Here is a 21,582-nt window from a genome sequence, read left to right as displayed (position 1 = left end):
AACGCAGCGAGGCGGCGCCGATGTCGGCGGCTTCAACGTGGGTTCGCAGTGGCGTGGTGTGATGCAACATGAGACCGAGGGAAACATGGGCGATTCGGCAGTGTCAACCCTGGCAGCGGATATTTTTTTGGTTTCCGCTGCATCCGGCGCAATCGCTTGTGGCACAAGGATGGTTGCCGCTGAAAGTGTTTCGGTGAACCCGAATTCACTCCTTTCAGGTGGTTTTTTGCGCGGGATCGCGGGTGATTTCGCCCCGCGCTGGTGGAGGGCGAACGCACGCATCCCGCTCTGGTCGGTGCGGACCATGGTCCGCACCGACCGAAGTACCGCCGTCCATGACCTCTGCCCGATACCGACCGGGGGCCGCAGCGGCGAAGATCGGGGGACCACCCTTCCATCGGAACCCGACCGTGTCCCGACGCATTGCCCGTTCCCTGCTGGCCGCCGCCGTGCTGGCTACGCTGCCGCCCCTGGCCGCCGCCGCCGACCGCATCACCGGCCACACCTTCGCCACCCGCTCGGAGGTGATCGCCCCGCATGCCATGGCCGCCACCTCCCAGCCTCTGGCCACCCAGGTCGCGCTGGACGTGATGAAGGCCGGCGGCTCGGCGGTTGACGCCGCCATCGCCGCCAACGCGACCCTTGGCTTGATGGAGCCGACCGGCAACGGTGTTGGCGGCGACCTGTTCGCCATCGTCTGGGACCCCAGGACCCAGAAGCTGTACGGCTACAACGGCTCGGGCCGCTCGCCGAAGTCGCTGACCCTGGCCGAGTTCCAGCGCCGCGGCCTGAAGGACATCCCGGCCACCGGCCCGCTGCCGGTCTCGGTGCCCGGCGCGGTCGACGGCTGGTTCGCCCTGCACGAGCGCTTCGGCCGCAAGCCGATGGCCGACAACCTGGCCCCGGCCATCCGCTACGCCCGCGAGGGGCATCCGGTGGCCGAGGTCATCGCCTACTACTGGGACCGCTCGGTGCCCAAGCTTTCGCAGTACCCCGGCTTCAAGGAACAGTTCACGATCAACGGCCACGCCCCGCGCAAGGGCGAGATGTGGAAGAACCCGAACCTGGCCAACACCCTGCAGCAGATCGCCGACGGCGGCCGCGATGCCTTCTACAAGGGTGCCATCGCCCACACCATCGGCGACTACTTCAAGGCCAACGGCGGCTACCTGAGCTACCAGGACATGGCCGACCACCACGGTGAGTGGGTCGAGCCGGTCAGCAGCAACTACCGCGGCTACGACGTGTGGGAACTGCCGCCCAACAGCCAGGGCATCGCCGCGCTGCAGATCCTCAACGTGCTGGAAGGCTACGATTTCTCGAAGATCCCGTTCGGCTCGCCCGAGCACGTGCACCTGTTCGTCGAAGCCAAGAAGCTGGCCTTCGCCGACCGCGCACGCTTCTATGCCGACATGGCCTTCCAGCCGGCACCGGTGCAGAAGCTGATTTCCAAGGACTACGCCGCGCAGCGCCGCGCGCTGATCTCGATGGACAAGGCGCTGAAGGAAGTGCAGCCGGGCACGCCCAAGCAGCTGGAGGAGGGCGACACGATCTACATGACCGTGGCCGACGCCGACGGCATGATGGTGTCGCTGATCCAGTCCAACTACCGAGGCATGGGCAGCGGCATGGCGCCGCCGGGGCTGGGTTTCATCCTGCAGGACCGCGGCGAGATGTTCGTGCTGCAGAAGAACCATCCCAACGGCTACGCACCGGGCAAGCGTCCGTTCCAGACCATCATCCCGGGCTTCATCACCAAGGACGGCAAGCCGTACGCCAGCTTCGGCGTGATGGGCGGCGCGATGCAGCCGCAGGGCCATGCGCAGATCGTGATGAACCTGGTGGACTTCGGCATGAACCTGCAGGAAGCCGGTGACGCGCCGCGCATCCAGCACGAGGGCTCGACCGAACCGACCGGCCAGGCGACGGCGATGAGCGATGGCGGTGAAGTGAACCTGGAAACCGGCTTCCCGTACGAGACCGTGCGTGCGCTGATGCGCAAGGGGCATCGCATCGTGTTCGCCGACGGCCCGTATGGTGGCTACCAGGCGATCATGCGTGATCCGGACACGGGCGTGTATTACGGCGCGTCGGAGAGTCGCAAGGATGGGCAGGCGGCGGGGTACTGAGTTTCCCGGCCAACGGGCGCAGCCCCCTCTGCGGTGGGGGGGCGTAGGCGCGGGACCATGTGATTGGGCCGGGCGGGTGGGTTGGTCGGGGGACGCCGTGAATCCGTCCCTGGAGGCTTGGCAGCCGCATCCATGCGGCTGACACCCCCGCCCAACCCACCCGCCCAGCCACGGACAGTTTCCGTGGCCGCCACCGCAGGAAAAGAAAAAAGAAGAGCAAGGGCAAAAGCAAAAGCAAAAGCAAAGCAACAGCCGTGCGCTTTGGGTGGGGTCGGAGCCGTTTTCCGCAGGAAAACGGCTCCGACCCCTTCTTGTTTTCCGATACACCTCAGCCACGCATGGCGTGGAGAACCAACCGTCATCGGGAAACTGTCGGGGGTGGGGCGGTGTGGGTGGGCAGGACCGTTGGCGCCATGGATGGCGCCATCGAGCCCCCATGGACGGGTCTACGGCGTGTCCTGCCCACCCACACCGCCCCGCCCAACCAGCAGCAACCCAGAGCCGCTTCTGCCGTTGCCGTTGCCGTTGCATTGAGCAGGTGCAGGGCTGCAAGCCCTGCAATACACCCTCAGTCCCGCTCCTGCGCGCGCGCCGCCTCTGCCTGTGTCTCTTCCTGCGCCGCCATCTCGCGTGCAATCCACGCATCGATCATGTGCCGCTGGCGCTGCGCCTGGCGCCGCTCCCGCGTGTACTCCTGGTCCAGTACCCGGTACAGCGACACCATCACCAGCACCATCAGCAGCGCGAAGGGCAGCGCCGCGATCGTGATCATCCCCTGCAGCGCATCCAGGCCGCCGGCAAGCAGCAGCGCACCGGCGATGAGGGCGATGCCCACGCCCCAGGCCAGCTTGCGCTTCAACGGCGGATCGCCTGCCTCGTCGGTGGACATGCTGGCCAGCACCAGCACCGCTGAATCGGCCGAGGTGACGAAGAAGATCATCAGCAGCACCAATGCGATGCACGACAGCAGCAACGGCAACGGCAGGCTGTCGAACAGGGTGAACAGCACGGTCTCGTAGCCATTGCCCAATGCCTGCACCAGATCGGCATGGCCGAAGATCTGCGACCAGATGGCCGTGCCGCCAAACACCGAGAACCAGAAGAAACCCAGCAGCGTCGGCGCCAGTACCACACCCACCACGAATTCGCGAACGCTGCGCCCGCGCGAGATGCGGGCGATGAACGAGCCCACGAAGGGTGCCCAGGAAATCCACCAGGCCCAGTAGAAGATCGTCCAGTCGGCCACCCACGTGCTGGATGAGAAGGGCGACATGCGCAGGCTCATCGTCACCAGCTGGTTGAGGTAGGAGCCGAGCGTGGTGGTGAAGGTGTTGAAGATCGCACCGGTAGGGCCCAGCACCAGCACCAGCGCCAGCAGCAGGGCCGCAAGCGCCAGGTTGAAGTTGGACAGCCACTTGATGCCCTTGTCCACGCCGCTGAGGGTGGAGGCCATGTACAGCACGAATGCCACCACGATGATGGTCAGCTGCAACGGCACGCCCGCGTGCAGGCCGAACACGCGTTCGATGCCTGCCGCGATCTGGATCGTGCCGAAGCCCAGGGTGGTGGCAACACCGATTGCGGTGGCAACGACCGCCGCGATGTTGACGACCTGGCCGATCCAGCCGCGATGATGGCGGCCGATGATCGGCTGCAGCATGTCACTGACCAGACCGCGTCCATTGCGGTTGAACTGGAACCAGGCCATCGACAGCCCGATCAGCGCGTAGATGGCCCACGGATGCAGGCCCCAGTGGAAGAACGCATAGCGCATCGAGGCGCGCGCGGCGTCCATGCTCTGTGGCTCAAGCCCTTCAGGGGGCTTGCTGAAATGCGAGATGGGCTCGGCCGCGCCCCAGAACACCAGACCAATGCCCATGCCCGCTGCGAACAGCATCGACATCCAGCTGGCACGCGAGAACTCAGGCTCGGCATCCTCGCCGCCGATGCGCAGGTTGCCGAAGCGCCCGAACGCCAGGTACATCAGGAACACCAGTGCGAGGAACACGACCAGCAGGTAGAGCCAGCCGATGCCGCGGATGAGTTCGCCGAGAATGCTCTGCACGACGCTGTTGAAGGGGCCAGGTGCGATACCGGCGAGCAGCACCAGTGCGAGCACCAGCGCGATGGAAACGCGAAACACCATGAAGGAGCTTCTCCGATCAAGGGATTGAGGGGAGCGAGCCAGAGCTTGCAGCGAAGGCCACGCGGGCGGCGAGCAATCACGTTACTGAACGGAGCGTCACCGTTCCGTTAACAAGGTGGGGTCGGAGCCCGTTGCGTGGCAACCGGCTCCGACCCCGAACCGCTCACGCTGTGCTCTAATGCCCGCCAAGAAGCGGGGGTACCGCGGCCCGATGGCCATGGTTGAGACAGTCCCTTGGAACCTGATCCGGTTCATACCGGCGTAGGGAAGCTTTGCAGTGCAGCCGTGCCCGGAGTCCGCCCAAGGACCGTCCGGGCGCGGTGCGCAGTGCGCCGCCGCTTCGTCCCTGACCCAACTGGACGATGCCCGATGAACGCACAGCCCTCCGCCCTGCAGCAACAGGCCCAGCAACTTTCCGAGTCGGTGACCCGGCCGATTCCCGGTTCGCGCAAGATCCACGTGCCGGGCTCGCGTGCGGACCTTCGCGTGCCCATGCGCGAGATCGCACTGAGCCGTACGCCGGCCCTGTTCGGTGGCGCGGAAAACGCGCCGGTCACCGTCTACGACACCTCCGGTCCCTACACCGATCCGGACGTGCACAGCGATCTCTCCGCAGGTCTGCCCGCGCTGCGCCGCATCTGGGTGGAAGCGCGCGGTGATACCGAACAGCTCGATGGCCTGGGTTCCGTGTTCGGCCGTGAACGCGAGCAGGATGCGAAGCTCGATGCAGTGCGCTTCCCCGCACGCAGTCTGCCGCGGCGTGCGCGTGCCGGTGCCAATGTCACCCAGATGCACTACGCGCGGCGCGGCATCATCACCCCGGAAATGGAGTTCGTCGCCATCCGCGAAAACCAGCGGCTGGACGCGATCGGCGATGCAGCGCTGCTGCAGCAGCATCCGGGGCAGTCCTTCGGTGCCGCCATTCCGAAGATCATCACCCCGGAATTCGTGCGCGATGAAATCGCACGCGGACGCGCGGTACTGCCCAACAACATCAACCACCCGGAAAGCGAGCCGATGATCATCGGCCGCAATTTCCTCACCAAGATCAACGCCAACATCGGCAACAGCGCGTTGTCCTCAGGCATCGCCGAGGAGGTGGAAAAGCTGGTGTGGGCCATCCGCTGGGGCGGCGACACGGTGATGGACCTGTCAACCGGCAAGCACATCCACGAAACCCGCGAGTGGATCATCCGCAACTCTCCGGTGGCCATCGGCACCGTGCCGCTCTACCAGGCGCTGGAAAAAGTCGACGGCCGCGCTGAAGCACTGACCTGGGACATCTTCCGCGACACGCTCATCGAACAGGCCGAGCAGGGCGTGGACTACTTCACCATCCACGCCGGTGTGCTGCTGCGCTACGTGCCACTCACCGCCAGCCGCGTGACCGGCATCGTCAGCCGTGGCGGCTCGATCATGGCCAAGTGGTGTCTGGCGCATAAGAAGGAGAATTTCCTCTACACGCACTTCGAAGATATCTGCGAGATCATGAAGGCCTACGACGTGACCTTCTCGCTGGGGGATGGGTTGCGCCCGGGCTGTATTGCCGATGCCAATGACGCTGCCCAGTTCGGTGAGCTGGAGACTCTGGGTGAATTGACGAAGATCGCCTGGAAGCACGATGTGCAGACCATGATCGAAGGCCCCGGCCATGTGCCGATGCAGCTGATCAAGGAAAACATGGACAAGCAGCTGCGCGAATGCGGTGAAGCGCCGTTCTACACGCTGGGGCCGCTGATCACCGACATCGCGCCGGGCTATGACCACATCACCAGCGCCATCGGTGCGGCGATGATCGGTTGGTTCGGCACGGCCATGCTCTGCTACGTGACGCCGAAGGAGCACCTGGGCCTGCCCAATCGCCAGGATGTTCGTGACGGCATCATGGCCTATCGCATCGCCGCGCATGCGGCCGATCTGGCCAAGGGCCATCCGGGCGCGCAGGTACGCGACAACGCACTGAGCAAGGCGCGTTTCGAGTTCCGCTGGGAAGACCAGTTCCACCTCGGCCTGGATCCTGAAAAGGCCAAGGCCTTCCACGACGAGACGTTGCCGAAGGACGCGCACAAGCAGGCCCACTTCTGTTCAATGTGTGGCCCGCATTTCTGTTCGATGAAGATCACCCAGGACGTGCGCGACTACGCCGAGGCGGGCTGGCAGCGGTAGCGTCTGCCCTTGACCGGCTCGCTGCCATGGATGGCGTTGCCGGCCAGCGGCCGGCACCACCTCACCTGCATGCAGCACCGGCTATGCTCGCGCCCATCGTCCCAGGGGAAGCACGCCATGCCCGTTGCCATCACCACCCGTTGGCTGGCCATCGCCCGCCGCCATCCTTCGGCCTGGCTGCTGGGGGCACAGTTGCTCGCCGTGCTGCTGTACCCCGCACTGGACGATACCGCGGGTGGGCGCGCTGCACTGGGTGTGTTCGGCATGGCCGTGCTTGGCCTGGCACTGTGGGTGGTGCAGCGCAGCCCACTGGGCACCTGGCTGGCCCTGGTGCTGGCGATCCCGTCGGTGGTGTTTTCCATCGCCGCTGCACTGCTGGACCGCCCGGCGCTGGGGACCACGGCGCAGCTGCTGGAAAGTCTTCTGTACTTCTATACGGCCGGCGCGTTGATCGCCTACATGCTGCAGGACCATAAAGTCACGCGCGATGAGCTGTTTGCCGTTGGGGCCACGTTCACCTTGCTTGCGTGGGGATTCGCGTTCGCATTTGCGGTCTGCCAGCAGTGGTATCCGGGCAGTTTCCAGGGCAGCGCAGAGGGCCCGCAGCGCACCTGGATGGAGCTGCTTTATCTGAGCTTCAGCTTGTTGTCCGGGGTGGGTCTCAGTGATGTCGTTCCACTGCATCCACAGGCACGCGCATTGGTCATGCTGGAGCAGTTTTCCGGGGTTATGTACGTCGCCCTGGTCGTTTCGCGGCTGGTCGGGTTGACCATGATCCGGCGTATCTGAAAATGAACCCCAGATAAAAATTTCGCGCCCAGAGGGGCGCGAATGATGTTGCTGCTTATGTGAATGCGTCGGCGAGAGAGAGCCTGATGTCCACCACGCATAGGCGAGGTAACCTGCATAGGCTAGTATTCGCCGGCTTCGTATTTTTTGCGGTATGCGCCGATGCTTTTTGCGGAATCTGGCTTCTCGCTGTGCTTCGGACGAACTGTGTCGAACGGCAGTTGCATCCGTGGCTCGTTCCAACCCTTCAGTAGCAGATGATCACCAGCGAAACCCAGCCGCCTGAAGCCGATCGGATCCGGATCGGCGAGTGCACCGTGACGTTGTCCTCGCGTGAGGTCGAGGTGGCGGGTGCGCGTCGTCCGCGCCGGCTCACGCCGAAGGCGCTGGGCGTGCTGCGCGTGCTGCTGCGGCAGCCGGGGCGGGTGGTGACCCGTGAAGAACTGTTCGCCGAGGTCTGGCCGGACACGCTGCCGACCAATGATGTGCTGACCCAGGCCGTGACGCAGCTGCGCAAGGCGTTCAGCAACGACCAAGACAACGGCCAGGCCTACATCGAGACCATCGCCAAGACCGGTTACCGTCTGCTTGTGCCGGTGCAGGTACTGGCCGATGTGGCGCCGGAAGGGGCGGAGGATGCAGTGTCCGTCGCCGACCCGGCGGTTGACGAGCCTGACGCCGCAGCGCTGGCCAAGGTGCAGTCGCCGGCACGTCGTCGCTGGCGCTACTGGCGTCGCCGCCTGCTGCTGGCGCTGGGTGTTGCCATGCTGCTGGCGCTGCTGGTGATGGCCGTGCTGCTGGCGCGTCGACCGACGCTGCCGAACTCGCCGGTGGATGCCGCTGTCGAAGACGGTACACGCGTCATCGGCAGCCCTGAGCGCCCGTATCGCCTCATCACTGCCACCGCTGGTTTTGAGACCTATCCCACACTTTCGCCCGATGGTTCGCAGGTGGCGTACGAAGGCGCGAACGAGGACGGCAAAGGCGGCAGTGCGATCAAGGTGCAGACCTCGGGCAATGCCCCGGCACGGCAGCTGCTGTCGCCACCGGAAGGCGCCAACGATCGCTTCCCTACGTGGTCGCCCGATGGCCGCGAGATCGCGTTCGCGCGGTTTGGCGCAGGCGGCAGCTGCCAGGTGCTGATTGCCAGCGCCACCGGCGGCGCGCTGCGCCAGGCCACCCGCTGCGATGGCACCGAACTGCTCAGTTTCGACTGGACACCGGATGGCCGTGGCCTGGTGTTCGGCAGCATGGTGGGCCGCTACGCGCATCGCGGCATCCGCGTGCTGGATCTGCATACCGGGCAGTGGCGTGCGCTTGATTACGCCGTCGACGAGAACGACTTCGACTACGCGCCGCGCTATTCCCCCGACGGCCGCTGGCTGGTGTTCGTGCGCAACCCGCAGCTGGGCGATCTGTGGCGGGTGCCGGCAGCGGGCGGCACGCCCGAACAGCTGACCAACGAAGCGGCCGAACTGCGTGGCTGGGCGTGGCTGGGCGATGGCCGCAGCATTGTCTTTGGTCGCCGCGTGGACAGCGAAGCCCGTCTCTACTACCTGGACGTCGAGCGGCGCACGCTGCGCGATGCCGGCCTGGACGATGCACAGTGGCCAGCGGTTTCGCGGCGCGGTGACATGCTTGCCTTCGTTCATCGACGCGCCCAGTTCGGCGTCTTCAAGATGCCGTCCTCGGGCAGCAGCGAGCGCCTGTTTGCCTCCAGCGGGCGTGATGGCCAGCCGATGCTGGCCCCCGATGGCCGGCAGCTGGTCTTCAGTTCCGACCGCTCGGGCAGCTTCGCGCTGTGGTGGGCCGACATCCAGCGGCCCGATTCGTTGCGGCCGATCGAAGGTCTGCGTCCGGAAGGGCGGCAGGCGCCGGACTGGTCGCAGGACAGCCGGCAGGTGCTGGTGGTGGGGCGCGATGAACACGGCAAGGCTGTGCTCTACGAGATCGCCCCGCGTGACGAACGGCTGCAGCTGCTGCCGGTACCGGTCGAGCAGCCGTTGCAGGCGCTGTACGGTTCGGCCCCCGAACACGTGCTCATCCTCGAGCGGGATGCCGACCAGCACACGCGCCTGAGCCTGTTCGACCGCACCCAGCAGCCGTGGCGGCGCCTGGCCAGCCTGGACGGTGTCTCGCAGGCCCGCGTTGACCGCAGCAGCGGGCGGGTCGTCTACACCCGTCTGGCTGCCAGTGGCCTGTGGTCCATTGATGCGGCCCTGGACGCAGCCAGCGTGCAGCAGATCAGCCAGGATCGCCCCAGTCGCTGGCGCTACCGGACCTGGACCGTGGCCGGGCAGGGCGGCATCGACTATCTCGGCACCAGCAATGCCTGTGCGACCACCCTGGTGCGCATGCGCGATGGCCAGGAGGAGCCGGAGCGCTGCCTGGACGCGCAGCGGCTCAGCGCCGGCAATGGTCTCAGCGCCAGCGCCGATGGCAATGACCTTTATCTGTCCCTGGCTGTCAGCGATGGCGCCGACATTGGTGTCATGCGCCTGCCAAAGCAAGCGCCAGCGCTGTTCCCTGCCTTCACCAAGTTGCTGATGTTCAACGAAAAAGGACCTTCGTAACTTTTTCGTTGCGATCTCGTCGCGAATTCGTGGCGATCTCGTCAGACTTTCCTGACACGGAACCACCCGATTGGGCAAAACGGAGGCCTGTACTTGGCAAATCCGTGGTGCCTCCATGCGTCAACTCTCCCTGGCCGATCGCGGCCAAACCGTGTCCCTCGACAAGGCCGTCGACGATGTCGCTCCCACCTGCCTGGGCGTTGCCCGCCTCGGCAGCCTGCAGACCTCCGGCACCACCTTCACCGTGTGGATGCAGGTGCGTGGCACGTCATGGGTGGAAGCGAAGGAAGGCCGGTTCCGGCTGCGCCAGGGTGAATGGATCGCGTTCGAGAAGGAATCGCGCCCGCTTGTGCAGGCCGGCCGCAATGGCCTGTGCGTGGGCCTGAGCCTGAATGCCGAAGCGCTGCGCGTGCTGGCCGAGATGGCCGACTGTGGCCTCTACGCGGGCCGTGGGCGGATGAGCCGCGGCGACGCCCGCGTCGGTCTGCGCCTGTGGCGCGATGCGCTGGCCAATGGCCTACCGGCGCCGGCACTGCGTCCCCTGCTGCTGCACCTGGCGGGCCTGCAGCGCAGCCTGGCCGACAACGTGCAGCGTTGCCCGGGCCGCTCGCGCAGCCGCAAGCGCCAGGTGTTCGGCCGCATGCAGCGCGCGCGCCTGTATCTGGAAGGCAACAGCCACCGCGTGGTGCGCATCGGCGAACTGGCCGAACTGACCAACTTCTCCAGCTGGTACCTGTCCAAGACCTTCCAGAGCCTGTACGAGGAAAGCCCGCAGTCGTTGTCCGCGCGCCTGCGCCTGGAACGCGCGGCCGATCTGCTGCGCGACACCGACATGATGGTGGGCGAAGTGGCAGCGGCCAGCGGCTTCGACAACTGCTGCAGCTTCGCCCGTGCCTTCCGCGCGCGCTATGGCACCTCCGCTTCGCGTTTTCGTGAAAACGGCGCGAAGCTTCCGCCACAATCGGCAAAGTCTCCGGGTGTGTCGCGCAAATACAGCGCTGCAACGCAATCGTAACGTGCTGGGGTGTTTTAACACGCTGCTAACACGTACCTTGGAGAGATTGATGAACTTCCGTAATCCCGCAGTGCGGCTCGGCCTGCTGCCGGCCGGCATTGCGCTGGCGCTGACGCCGGCGTTCGCTTCCGCTCAGGAAGCTGCTTCCGGCACCACCGACCTCGATCGTATTTCGGTCACCGGTTCGCGCATCCGCGGCGCCAACATGGAGACGCAGCAGCCGATCCTGACGATGACCCGTGAGACCCTGGAAAAGCAGGGCTTCTCGAGCGTCGCTGACGTGCTGAACAACCTGACCTCGGCAGGCTCCCCGGCCATCTCCCGTTCGGAGTCGCTGGCTTCGGGTGAGAACGTCGGTGGCTACTACGTCGACATCCGCAACCTGGGCGCCGAGCGCACCCTGGTGCTGATGAACGGCAAGCGCCTGGGCGCGACCACCTCGGGCCTGCAGGACCTGAGCCAGATCCCGATGTCGGCCGTTGAGCGCATCGAGATCCTGAAGGACGGCGCATCCTCGATCTACGGTTCGGATGCCATCGCCGGCGTCGTGAACGTGATCACCCGCAAGAACTTCGACGGTGGCGAAGCCAACGTCTACGTCGGCCAGTACGGCAACGGCGACGGTGACAGCGAGCAGTACTCGATGACCCTGGGTGCCCGCGGCGAGCGCGGCAGCCTGACCCTGTCGGCCGAGTACTCCAAGCAGGATCCGGTGTGGGCCAAGGACCGCTGGTACAGCCGTGACGGCTCGCTGGGCCCGAACTCGACCTCGGCCAACTGGAGCCCGATCAGCCAGAACGGCAGCTGGTGCAACCCGACCCTGTACGACTGCGAAGACAGCCCGGTCTGGCAGACGCTGAACCCGGGTGGTGATCCGACCAACCCGAACGATTACCACACGATGACCCGTGATGAGTACTCGAACTCCAACGAGCAGATGACCCTGCTGACCGGCGTCAAGCGCAAGTCGGTCTACATCAACGGCACCTACGACTTCACCGATTCGATCAGCCTGAACACCGACCTGCTCTACAACGAGCGTCAGACGTTCCAGCAGATCGCCGGCTACCCGTACCAGTCGGGCTCGTTCGGCACCCCGCTGTCGGCTGACAGCGCCTTCAATCCGGTTGGCCAGGACGCTGATTTCCGCCGCCGCCTGTGGGAAGTGCCGCGTACCACCGAAAGCCAGCTGAAGACCCTGCGCTTCGCGCCGACCATCAGTGGCTACTTCGACGTTGCCGGCAAGACCTTCGATTGGGACGTCGGCGCCCTGTGGAACCGCAACGAGTCGATCAAGACCAACCGCGGCGACATGAGCCTGATCGCGGCCCAGCAGGCCCTCGGCCCGTCCTTCATCAACGCCAACGGCGTGGCACAGTGCGGTACCGCTGCCGATCCGATCGCGCTGGGTGACTGCCGCCCGTGGAACCCGCTGCTGCCGTACGGCGTGGACGGCCAGGGTTCGCTGGCTGACAAAGACCTGCAGGACTTCCTGTTCCCGACCTACACCACCCGTGGCGTCACCAAGACCACCAGCTTCACCGCCAACCTGGCCGGTTCCATCGTGACCCTGCCGGCCGGTGACCTGGGCTTCGCCATGGGCGTCGAACACCGCAAGGAAGAAGGCAGCTACGTGCCGGATGCCTTCGCGCAGTCGGGCCAGTCCACCGGCCTGGGCCAGAAGCCGACCCGCGGTGAGTACGATCTGAACGAGGTCTACCTCGAACTGAACGTGCCGCTGCTGGCTGACGTGCCGTTCGCCAAGGAACTGACCTTCAATGCTGCAACCCGTTACTCGGATTACAGCAACTTCGGCGGCACCACCAACAGCAAGTTCGGCCTGACCTGGCGTCCGGTCGAAGGCCTGCTGGTCCGTGCAACCCGCGCTGAAGGCTTCCGCGCTCCGACCATCAACGATCTGTACGGTGGCCTGAGCTCGAGCTTCGAGTCGTACATCGACCCGTGCGGTGTCACCGCTCCGGGCAGCGTCGCCGGCAATGCCGCCTGCGTCGCCGCTGGCGCGCCGGCCAACTACGTGCAGCTGGGCCAGGGCAACGTCCCGTGCTCGACCCTGCCGTGCCAGTCGGGTGACCAGTTCATCTCCGGTGCCAACCCGAACCTGAAGCCGGAAACCTCCAAGAGCACCACCGCTGGTATCGTGTGGAGCCCGCAGTGGGTGCAGGGCCTGGACCTGTCGCTGGATTGGTACAAGTACCAGATCAGCGACATGATCATCGCCGACAGCGTCGACCGCATCCTGCGTGACTGCTACGTGCTGGGCAATGCCTCGCGTTGCGAGAGCGTCGTGCGCGCCAGCGATGGCCACATCAGCGCCATCACATACGGCACCGCCAACCTCGGCAAGATGGAAACCGAAGGTTACGACCTGGGCGTCAAGTACCGTCTGCCGGAATTGGCCATCGGTCAGTTCTCGATCGACTGGCAGACCAGCTACACCGCCAAGTACGACGAAGCGGGCCAGAACAGCGCCGGTGATGCCATCACCATCGGTCGCGTCGGCGAAGCCGGCCTGTTCCGCGTGCGTTCGAACCTGGGCGTGAACTGGCAGTACGGCGATTTCGGTGTCAACTACACCGCCCGCTACTACTCCGGCATGAAGGAAAACTGCATCAGCCTGGCCGACGGCTGGTGTGATGCCCCGAACCACTACTCGAACGGCGAGAGCGATCCGCTGCGTCACACCGGTTCGAACACCTTCCACGACCTGCAGGTCAGCTACAAGGCTCCGTGGGACGCCACCATCGCCCTGGGCGCCAACAACGTGTTCGATCACAAGGGTCCGCTGATGTACTCGGCCCCGAACTCGGCGTTCGCCTACTACGGTGGTTTCGATGTGGGTCGCTTCCTGTACATGAAGTACACCCAGCGCTTCTGATCCATCGAAGCGTCGCACTACGCAGTAAAGGAGGGCGGACCGCAAGGTCCGCCCTCTTTCTTTGTGCGCTGGCCCTGTCGCGCACGAAAAAAGGGCAGGCCCTGCGGCCTGCCCTCGTGTTCTGCCGGCGCCGTGTGGCTCAGGCTTCGGTTGGCGCCAGCCCCATCAGGTTGTTGGCGTGCTCGCGCCACTGCGGCAGCTTGCTCAGCACGCCGGCACGCTGCAGGTACTCCTCGTCCACCGGTTCGCCGTTGACCAGCGCCAGTGCCACGTGCACCGCACCGGTCACCCAGAAGCTGCGGGTGTTGGCGCGCTGTGGCTGCAGGTGGAACGCCACCGCTTCGATGATCGGCATCGGCAGGCCCCACAGGCCCAGCAGGTAGGCGCCTGCCTCGGCGTGGCCGGGGCGCGGGTCGTCGGCCTGCGCCGGCTCGCAGCGCTCGTTGCGCACGCCCGGCAGCAGCAGGCCGATATCGGCCAGCAGAGCCGCGGTAGCACCCAGCTCGGCGCTGGATTCGGGCAGCAGGCGGGCGGCCAGGCGCGACGCCATCAGCGCACGCTGCTGCAGTGAATTGCGCTCGGCACCGGACAGCGTCGGCGCCGAGAACACCTCGCTGGCCAATACCAGGTCGCGCAACGTGGCCAGGCCCAGGCGGGTCACCGCCGTGCGCAGGTCGGCGATGGTGCGGCCCTGGCTGAAGAACGCGGAGTTGGACAGCTGCAGCACCTTGGCTGCGATCGCCGGGTCGGCGGCGACCAGCTTCGCCACGTCGCCACTGTCGGTGTCGTCATCGTGTTCCAGCGCCTGGGTCAGGCTCAGGTACAGGTGTGGCGGCGAGGGCAGCTTCTCGATGCGGCCGATGGCATCGCGCAGGCGTGGGCTGTCCAGCACCTCGCGCAGCTCTTCCAGGCTGGTCAGCGCTTCCAGCAGCACTTCCGGCGCCAGCGGCAGCGGCAGGAAGCGGTGGGCCACGCCGATCAGGCGCGCCGGCGGCGGCCGGTTGCCATGCTGGGCATCGACCAGCGCGATACGGATGGTTTCCGGTCGCAGCGTGCGGATCTGGCCCAGCAACGTCGTTGCGTTCAGATCGGGCAGCTGCGGGCAGACGATCACCGCATCCACGCCCTGCGCAGCCACCGCGGACATCGCGGTATGGCCATCGACGGCGGTCAGCGGCTGCCAGTCTTCCCCAAGATCGGCAATGAATTCGCTCAGCTCAGCCGGCAGGCTGTCTGAATCCCCAACAAGCAGAATACGCACGACACATTCCCCTGGCTGTCTCGACGGCGCGCGTCGATGACGTGTGAAGTGACGCAATTTACCTAATACGGTGCCAACAGTGATGGCCCGCAGTGTTGAAACGTGACCAGCATCGCTCCGGCGCCCTGCACCGGAGCGATCCTGTTCAGGCTCAGGCCTTGCTGTCGAGGTGGCGCTGATGCGCCTCGATCAGGATCTGCTTGGCCTCGGCCGCGCCGCCCCAACCATCCAGCTTGACCCACTTGCCCTTTTCCAGGTCCTTGTAGTGCTCGAAGAAGTGGCCGATGCGCTCCAGCCAGTGGCTGGACACCTGGGCGATGTCTTCGACGTGGGCGTAGCCGCTGAAGATCTTCGAGACCGGCACGGCCAGGATCTTCTCGTCGCTGCCTGCCTCATCGCTCATCTTCAGCACGCCGACCGGACGGCAGCGCACGACCGAACCGGGGACCAGCGGCAGCGGCAGCACCACCAGCACGTCGGCCGGGTCGCCATCACCACACAGGGTGCTCGGCACGTAGCCGTAGTTGCACGGGTAGCGCATCGGGGTCGACAGGATGCGGTCGACGAAGATCGCGCCGGTTTCCTTGTCCACTTCGTACTTCACCGGTTCCGAGTCCTTCGGGATCTCGATGATGACGTTGATTTCTTCCGGCGGGTTCTTGCCGGGCGAGACGAGTTCCAGACCCATGGTGTGCTCCAGGTGGGGGTGTAGACGGATAGCTCACCATTTTATGCCTTTGCCGGGCGCTGTGCAGGGTAGGGCAGCGCCGACCTTCGTAGTGGCCCTGGCCCGAGGGGCCAGGGCGGGGTTTACCGATGGGGCAGGCCGCAGGCCAGGCGCAGGCTGGTGGTCCATTCCCGAGGAGTGCCCGCATGACCTGGATGCGCTGCTGCGGCCTTGCCGCCCTGTTGTCAGTCACCCCGCCAGCCCTGGCCGGCACACACGTCGACCTGATCGACTACCCCTCCAGCGAGGCCAACTGGGACCGTGCCTACGACCTGGAGGCCGCGCTGGCCGCAGAGTTCTCCGCCGTGTGCGCCGATACCCTCTGCGAGGGCGATTACAGCAACTACCGGGTGATGCAGTTCCGCTGTGCCGTACTCGCACAGGCCGGTACCGTGCAGCGCTGTGCCTGGGTGGTGGCCGCCAGCGAACTGGCCGTGCAGGCCGGCACCGGCGGGATCGAGGTGGCTGACGGCCGCTGGGTCTGCGAGGTGGATCTGCGGCCAGGGGTGCCGGTGGAGTCCTTCCACGCGGCGCTTGCCGTCCCTGGCGGGCTGCAGGCGCCGCTGCCGGTGGCCGGGCGCAGCCTGTTTTCCGGCCTGTCCGACTGCCTGCAGGGGCCGGGGGTGCAGGGATGATGCGCACCGCACTGCGGCGGGTCGGCCTGCTGGCCTGCCTGGTCAGCCCGCCCGTCTTTGCCGGCGACCGCTACATCGATGCCCGCCTGCATCCAGACCCGACCAGCGGCTGGGAGCGCTTCGGCAGCATTGAACGTGCGCTCGTGGCCAGCTTCGATGATGTCTGTGGCGACACATTCTGCGAAGGCGAGTACTACAACCTGCAGCCCATGCGCCTGCGCTGCGCGGTGGAGCGGGCCAGTGGCCGGGTGGCCGGCTGCACGTGGACTTTCGTCGGCAGCAATACGACGGTGCTGGGGGATGGCCGCATCGAGGTCGACCTGCGCAGTTACGCCTGCACGCTGCCTGTGGCCGCAGGCACGCCGTTGGAGAGCCTGCTGCAGGCGCTGGAATCGGTCCCGCCGCGCGATGCCATCGATGTCCCGTTGCCAGGGACCACGACCAGTGTCTACGACGGCCTGACCGGCTGCCTGTGAGGAGCCCTGCCATACGCAAACGTGACTGATTCGCATTTGCGGAGTAGCATGCGCGCCGCCCCCGACTGTCCCGTCCTCCGCGCATGCCTTCCAATGCCGCCACCCTCACCGAACTGCTGATCCGCGAACGGCCGGCGCTGCTGCGCCGGGTGCAGCGCATCCTCGGCGGCGACAGTGGTGCCGAGGATGTGATCCAGGCGGTCTGGTTCAAGGCCCGTGGCGTCGACAACCAGCAGAGCATCGACAACCCGCGGGCCTACCTGTACCGCCTGGCCATCAACCTGGCCACCGATCATGGCCGCGAATCGACGCGCCGCAACCGTCTGCTGGCCGAACACTACCTGTGGCAGGAGGAGGACGAGGTGTCCACCGAAGACCAGGTGATGGCCCAGGACGAGTTGCAGCGCGTACTGGATGCGGCTGGCCATCTGCCGGAGCCGACCCGTACCATCTTCCGCCTCAACCGGCTGCAGGGCCTGACCCAGGTCGAGATCGCGCGCCGCCTCGGGGTATCGGTCACCACGGTGGAAAACCACGTGCGCAGCGCCCTCACCCGGCTGGCATGGGCGCGCGAGGGGCGATGATCGATCGCCCTTGGGGCCCGCGGCGCCACGAACGTCTTGATCCTTGCGCCGCGATGCGGTGCCGTCCTTTCCACCGCGCCTGACCGCGCCTGACTGCCAGCCGATGAGCCCGCACACTCCCCCCAGCGCCCGTGCAGATGACCCCGTGGCTGAACAGGCCCGGGCCTGGATCGTGTTTCTGGCCTCGGGCGAGCACAGCGATGCGCGCATGCAGGCCTTCGAGCAGTGGCTGGCCGAGCCTGTCCATCGCCGCGCCTTCGAACACGAACGGCGTCTGTGGCGCAGCCTCGGGCCATCGCCCTTGGCCCCCGCCACCGCAGTGGCGCCGTTGCCCGGAGTGGGGCGCCCACGTCGGCGCCGGCTGCGCTGGGCGGCCGCGGCCGCCGCCGTTGTGGCGCTGCTGGTGGCATGGCCGGATGCCTGGCTGCGCCTGCAGGCCGACCACCGCAGCAACTACCAGGTGCAGGCCGTGCAGTTGCCCGACGGCAGTCGCGCGGTGCTTGATGCCGACAGCGCCATCGCCGTGCACTTCGATGCACACGCGCGCCGCATCGAACTGCTGCGCGGCCGTGCCTGGTTCGAGGTGACGGCCGATGGGCAGCGACGCTTCAGCGTGGCCGCCGGCAACGGCGTGGTCGAAGACATCTCCACCGCGTTCACCGTGGCCCGCCTCGACGACACGGTGGAAACCGAAGTGGGGCAGGGCCGTGTGCGCGTGGCCAATCCGGTGGATGGCGGCTGGACCTACCTGCAGGTGGGGCAGCGCGCGAGCTACGGCGCGCACAGCGGCGTGACCCGCCTGGCCGACGTGGCGGCCGACCGCGTCGGCGCCTGGCGCCAGGGCGAGCTGCTGCTGGACGAAACCGCCGTGGCCGAGGCCGTGCAGGAAGTGGGACGCTATCGCCGTGGCCCGACCTTCGTGCGCGGGGATCTGTCGCGCCTGCCGGCGGTCAGCGCCGCGCTGCGCATCGACCAGCCGGAACAGGCACTGGATGCGCTGGCTGCGACCGCAGGCCTGCAGGTCACCCGTCTGCCGCTCGGCGTGGCCATCGTCCACCCGTAGATCCACGCCACGCGTGGATGAATTCACCTTGGGGTTCCGTCCACCCCATCCGTCTTACCCCACGAACGTACCCGCCGCCGCCACGTACGTCGTTGTGTCCGCGCCTGCGCGGATGACGCCGCGCCCGCGGCTCCGTTCCCCTCACAGGTTTCCCATGTCCGACTTCCGTCGTCCGGGCCGCGCACCGCGCCCGTCCCGTCTGTGCATCGCCCTGCTGGCCGCCGGCCTGGCCAGCACCGCCCCGACCGTCCTGGCCCAGTCCAGCGCGGCCGCCCCTGCCGCGCTGCTGCGCTTCGACATTCCCGCCCAGCCGCTGGATGCCGCGCTGCGCGCCTACATGCGCCAGTCCGGCGTGCAGGTGGCCTATCCGGCCACGCTCGGCAACGGTGTCACCTCGCAGGCGGTCAATGGCACGCTGTCGTCCAGTGATGCGCTGTCGCGCCTGCTGCAGGGCAGCGGCCTGGTCGCGCGTCGCGTCGGCAGCGATGCGGTGACCCTGGAAGCAGCGCCGGCCCAGGCTGGCAGCGGCGTCATCGTCACCGACACGCTCAGCGTGTCCGGCGAGCACATCGAAGGCGGTGCGGTCAGCGACGAAGCACGCCTGCTCGACACCTATCGCAGCGTCGGTTCGAGCACCACGATCAACCGCACCCAGCTGGAACGCTTCCGCGGCACCTCCAACGGCGACATCGTCAAGGGTGTTGCGGGCGTCACTGCCGGTGACCCACGCGTGGGCAATGGCTTCGACGTCAACATCCGCGGCATCCAGGGGCAGAGCCGCGTGCCGGTCATCATCGACGGCGGCCAGTCCAGCATGGACACCTACCGTGGTTACGCCGGCCAGTCGCAGCGCACCTACCTGGACCCGGACCTGATCTCGCGGCTGACCATCACCAAGGGCCCCAGCCTGCAGGCCAACGCGTCTGGTGGCATCGGCGGCGTAGTGGAAATGGAAACGCTGAACGTCGATGACGTGCTGCGCGAGGGCCGCGACGTCGGCGTGCGCGTGCGTGGCGGCCTCGCCAACGGCAGCGCCAACAACCTGCCAGGCTATGACGCCGCACCGCGCACCGACCGCAGCGCCACCGGCAGCCAGTTCTTCAACGTCGCTGCCGCCAGGCACTGGGACAGCTTCGATCTGGTTGCGGCTTACGCGTACCGCGACAACGGCAACTACTTCTCGGGCAAGCACGGTTACGACGATTTTCCGCAGACCCGTCGCACGCTGGCACCGCTGAACCCGCCCGATACCGAGGTGTTCAACACCTCCTCGCGCTCGAAGTCGGCACTGCTGAAGGGCACCTGGCGCATCGACGATGCACAGACCCTGGAGCTGGGCTACCGCCGCTACGAAGGCACCGCCGGCGAGATCATGGCCTCGCAGATCATCCGCGTGGACCGCGACCGGGTGCCGCAGTGGGATCCGGGCCACGTCGACATGGACAGCTACAGCGCGCGCTACCGCTTCAACCCGGACAGCGACAGGATCGACCTGCGCGTCAATGCCTGGTACACCGACACCGACAGCGTGATGTACAACAGCCTGACCGGCATCACCCCCTGGTACTACGACCGCCGCACCGAGTGGTACGACGCGCCCAGCTTCAGCGGCAACCCCGGCTACAAGGACGCCTACCGCAACCCGCTGCGGCAGAAGCGCTTCGGCCTGGATGCCAGCAACACCTCGGTCTTCGACACCGATGCCGGCCGCTTCACCCTGGATTACGGCCTGTCCTACAGCGATGAGGACATCGCCCCGGGCAGCTCCGCGCCGATCATGCACGACGACCTGGTCAACAACCGCTTCCTGCGCAATGCCGAGCGCAAGGAATACAGCGCCGTGGCGTCGCTGAAGTGGGCGCCGGACGAACATTGGGAAGTGCAGGCCGGTGGCCGCTGGAACCGCGTGGACGTGCACGATCGCAACCGCCTGGCCACCCCGGACCAGTACGAGGTGCAGGGCCAGTACCGCTACACCGAACTGCTCAACGGGGATCCGAGCCTGCCGGCATGGCGGGCCAAGCGCATCGCGCTGCTGAACTGGTACCCGGATGCCAATGGCGATTTCACCCAGGCCTCGCTGCTGGCCTCGCCCTACGAGCGTGGCACGGTGGCCGATATCACCGGCTGGAACTTCTACGACGCCGATGATGCCGAAGACCTGGAAGTGCCGGTCAGCTGGACCTGGTCCACGCCGATCCGTCGCCGCGACAGCGCGTTCTCGCCAACCGCCAGCGTCGCCTTCCGCTTCAGCGAAGACAGCATGGTCTACCTGAAGTACGCCGAAGGCACCAAGCTGCCGAGCCTGTTTGAAACCACCCTGGGCCTGTTCACCGCCGCCAAGCCGGTCTCCGAACTCAAGCCCGAGCGTGCGCGCAGCTGGGAACTGGGTGCCAGCACCATCCGCCACGACCTGTTCACCGCCGGCGACCGCCTGGCGCTGAAGCTTGCGTACTTCGATACCCGCATCGACGATCTGATCACCCGTGACTACCGCACGCTGTCGGCCGGCCTGATCCGCAACGTCGACCAGTTCAAGGTGTCGGGCCTGGAGTTCCAGTCCAGCTATGACAGCGGCAAGCTGTTCGCCGATCTGTCGGCGCACTACTACTTCAAGGCCAAGACCTGCGCGCCGGACATCGCCGCCGAGCGTCGTGCCTATGGCGTGCAGCGCAGGATCGAGGAGCTGGCCAACACGCCTGACTGCGTCGATGGTGGCTTCGAAGGTTCGTACTCGAACACGCAGAACCCGCCGCGCTACATGGTCAACCTGACCGTCGGCTCGCGTCTGTTCGACGAGCGGCTGACCTTCGGCACCCGCGTGGTCCACAACGCCGGGCCGATCAGCAAGCTGGACAAGGAATGGAACGTCGGCCTGTCGGCGATCCAGCAGCTGTACCGGCCGACCACCCTGGTGGACGTGTTCGCCAGCTGGAGCTTCAACGACCAGCTGTCGGTGGAAGCCAACGTCGACAACCTGACCGATCGCTACTACCTGGACCCGTTGGCCCTGGGCGTGATGCCGGCCCCGGGGCGCACCGCGCGCCTGGCGTTTACCTGGAAGTACTGACCGGTCATCCACGCATGGCGTGGATCTACTGGAAACGCCGGGCCATGCCCGG

14 protein-coding genes and 1 riboswitch are annotated in these 21,582 nt (G+C 66.4%); of the genes, 11 read left to right on the top strand and 3 right to left on the bottom strand.

Features of this window, described 5'->3' with window-relative positions; genetic code table 11:
- Positions 1–335 precede the first annotated feature (335 nt).
- On the top strand, positions 336–2,129 hold the full coding sequence (gene ggt, locus VER16_RS18300; RefSeq protein WP_414716074.1) for a gamma-glutamyltransferase: 1,794 nt from the start codon (positions 336–338) through the stop codon (positions 2,127–2,129).
- A 568-nt stretch (positions 2,130–2,697) separates the two neighbouring features.
- On the opposite strand, the gene VER16_RS18295 is transcribed toward ggt, so the two are convergent.
- The gene (locus VER16_RS18295; RefSeq protein ID WP_324810507.1) at positions 2,698–4,275 is read right to left on the bottom strand and encodes a BCCT family transporter; all 1,578 of its coding nucleotides are present in this window, start codon (positions 4,273–4,275) and stop codon (positions 2,698–2,700) included.
- A 184-nt stretch (positions 4,276–4,459) separates the two neighbouring features.
- Positions 4,460–4,561, top strand: a riboswitch (TPP riboswitch).
- Between the two features lie 83 nt (positions 4,562–4,644).
- Between VER16_RS18295 and thiC the strand changes: the two genes are divergently transcribed.
- From thiC to VER16_RS18270, 5 genes are all read left to right on the top strand, one after another.
- A complete protein-coding gene (thiC, locus tag VER16_RS18290) occupies positions 4,645–6,441 on the top strand; it encodes a phosphomethylpyrimidine synthase ThiC (protein WP_324810504.1) in 1,797 nt (598 codons plus the stop codon).
- 117 nt (positions 6,442–6,558) lie between these two features.
- Positions 6,559–7,230 carry an ion channel gene (locus VER16_RS18285; protein ID WP_324810501.1) on the top strand — a complete coding sequence of 224 codons (672 nt, stop codon included), beginning with the start codon at positions 6,559–6,561 and terminating at the stop codon, positions 7,228–7,230.
- A gap of 257 nt (positions 7,231–7,487) precedes the next feature.
- Complete coding sequence (locus tag VER16_RS18280) at positions 7,488–9,803, top strand: winged helix-turn-helix domain-containing protein (protein ID WP_324810499.1); 2,316 nt, start codon at positions 7,488–7,490, stop codon at positions 9,801–9,803.
- Positions 9,804–9,918: 115 nt separating this feature from the next.
- Positions 9,919–10,818 carry a helix-turn-helix transcriptional regulator gene (locus VER16_RS18275; RefSeq protein ID WP_324810497.1) on the top strand — a complete coding sequence of 300 codons (900 nt, stop codon included), beginning with the start codon at positions 9,919–9,921 and terminating at the stop codon, positions 10,816–10,818.
- Positions 10,819–10,867: 49 nt separating this feature from the next.
- Positions 10,868–13,714, top strand: a complete 2,847-nt coding sequence (locus VER16_RS18270; protein WP_324810494.1) for a TonB-dependent receptor — start codon at positions 10,868–10,870, stop codon at positions 13,712–13,714.
- Between the two features lie 139 nt (positions 13,715–13,853).
- On the opposite strand, the gene VER16_RS18265 is transcribed toward VER16_RS18270, so the two are convergent.
- Complete coding sequence (locus tag VER16_RS18265) at positions 13,854–14,975, bottom strand: HDOD domain-containing protein (protein WP_324810491.1); 1,122 nt, start codon at positions 14,973–14,975, stop codon at positions 13,854–13,856.
- Positions 14,976–15,126: 151 nt separating this feature from the next.
- Positions 15,127–15,663, bottom strand: coding sequence for an inorganic diphosphatase (ppa, locus tag VER16_RS18260; RefSeq protein WP_005410935.1), 537 nt, complete (start codon positions 15,661–15,663; stop codon positions 15,127–15,129).
- 185 nt (positions 15,664–15,848) lie between these two features.
- Here ppa and VER16_RS18255 point away from each other — a divergent pair, with 185 nt between their 5' ends.
- From VER16_RS18255 to VER16_RS18235, 5 genes are all read left to right on the top strand, one after another.
- Positions 15,849–16,337: a hypothetical protein gene (locus VER16_RS18255; protein ID WP_324810487.1), complete on the top strand. Its 489-nt coding sequence runs from the start codon at positions 15,849–15,851 to the stop codon at positions 16,335–16,337.
- Positions 16,337–16,813 (top strand): hypothetical protein, encoded by a 477-nt coding sequence (locus tag VER16_RS18250; RefSeq protein ID WP_324810486.1) that lies wholly within the window; start codon positions 16,337–16,339, stop codon positions 16,811–16,813. Before VER16_RS18255 ends, VER16_RS18250 begins: the two co-directional genes overlap by 1 nt.
- An 83-nt stretch (positions 16,814–16,896) precedes the next feature.
- Positions 16,897–17,397: an RNA polymerase sigma factor gene (locus tag VER16_RS18245; protein ID WP_324810484.1), complete on the top strand. Its 501-nt coding sequence runs from the start codon at positions 16,897–16,899 to the stop codon at positions 17,395–17,397.
- Positions 17,398–17,500: 103 nt separating this feature from the next.
- Positions 17,501–18,460 (top strand): FecR family protein, encoded by a 960-nt coding sequence (locus VER16_RS18240; RefSeq protein ID WP_324810482.1) that lies wholly within the window; start codon positions 17,501–17,503, stop codon positions 18,458–18,460.
- A 154-nt stretch (positions 18,461–18,614) separates the two neighbouring features.
- The gene (locus tag VER16_RS18235) at positions 18,615–21,530 is read left to right on the top strand and encodes a TonB-dependent receptor (protein WP_324810480.1); all 2,916 of its coding nucleotides are present in this window, start codon (positions 18,615–18,617) and stop codon (positions 21,528–21,530) included.
- Positions 21,531–21,582: the final 52 nt, after the last annotated feature.

The organism is Stenotrophomonas sp., assembly GCF_035634915.1.
In the GTDB taxonomy this organism is placed as follows: domain Bacteria; phylum Pseudomonadota; class Gammaproteobacteria; order Xanthomonadales; family Xanthomonadaceae; genus Stenotrophomonas.
The sequence above is the reverse complement of the archived record's forward strand: the minus strand, read 5'-3'. Positions and strand labels throughout refer to the sequence as shown.

Coding starts and splice junctions, on each gene's coding strand:
- ggt (WP_414716074.1), top strand. CDS start 336: ATGACCTCTGCCCGATACCGACCGGGGGCCGCAGCGGCGAAGATCGGG.
- VER16_RS18295 (WP_324810507.1), bottom strand. CDS start 4,275: ATGGTGTTTCGCGTTTCCATCGCGCTGGTGCTCGCACTGGTGCTGCTC.
- thiC (WP_324810504.1), top strand. CDS start 4,645: ATGAACGCACAGCCCTCCGCCCTGCAGCAACAGGCCCAGCAACTTTCC.
- VER16_RS18285 (WP_324810501.1), top strand. CDS start 6,559: ATGCCCGTTGCCATCACCACCCGTTGGCTGGCCATCGCCCGCCGCCAT.
- VER16_RS18280 (WP_324810499.1), top strand. CDS start 7,488: ATGATCACCAGCGAAACCCAGCCGCCTGAAGCCGATCGGATCCGGATC.
- VER16_RS18275 (WP_324810497.1), top strand. CDS start 9,919: ATGCGTCAACTCTCCCTGGCCGATCGCGGCCAAACCGTGTCCCTCGAC.
- VER16_RS18270 (WP_324810494.1), top strand. CDS start 10,868: ATGAACTTCCGTAATCCCGCAGTGCGGCTCGGCCTGCTGCCGGCCGGC.
- ppa (WP_005410935.1), bottom strand. CDS start 15,663: ATGGGTCTGGAACTCGTCTCGCCCGGCAAGAACCCGCCGGAAGAAATC.
- VER16_RS18255 (WP_324810487.1), top strand. CDS start 15,849: ATGACCTGGATGCGCTGCTGCGGCCTTGCCGCCCTGTTGTCAGTCACC.
- VER16_RS18250 (WP_324810486.1), top strand. CDS start 16,337: ATGCGCACCGCACTGCGGCGGGTCGGCCTGCTGGCCTGCCTGGTCAGC.
- VER16_RS18245 (WP_324810484.1), top strand. CDS start 16,897: ATGCCTTCCAATGCCGCCACCCTCACCGAACTGCTGATCCGCGAACGG.
- VER16_RS18240 (WP_324810482.1), top strand. CDS start 17,501: ATGAGCCCGCACACTCCCCCCAGCGCCCGTGCAGATGACCCCGTGGCT.
- VER16_RS18235 (WP_324810480.1), top strand. CDS start 18,615: ATGTCCGACTTCCGTCGTCCGGGCCGCGCACCGCGCCCGTCCCGTCTG.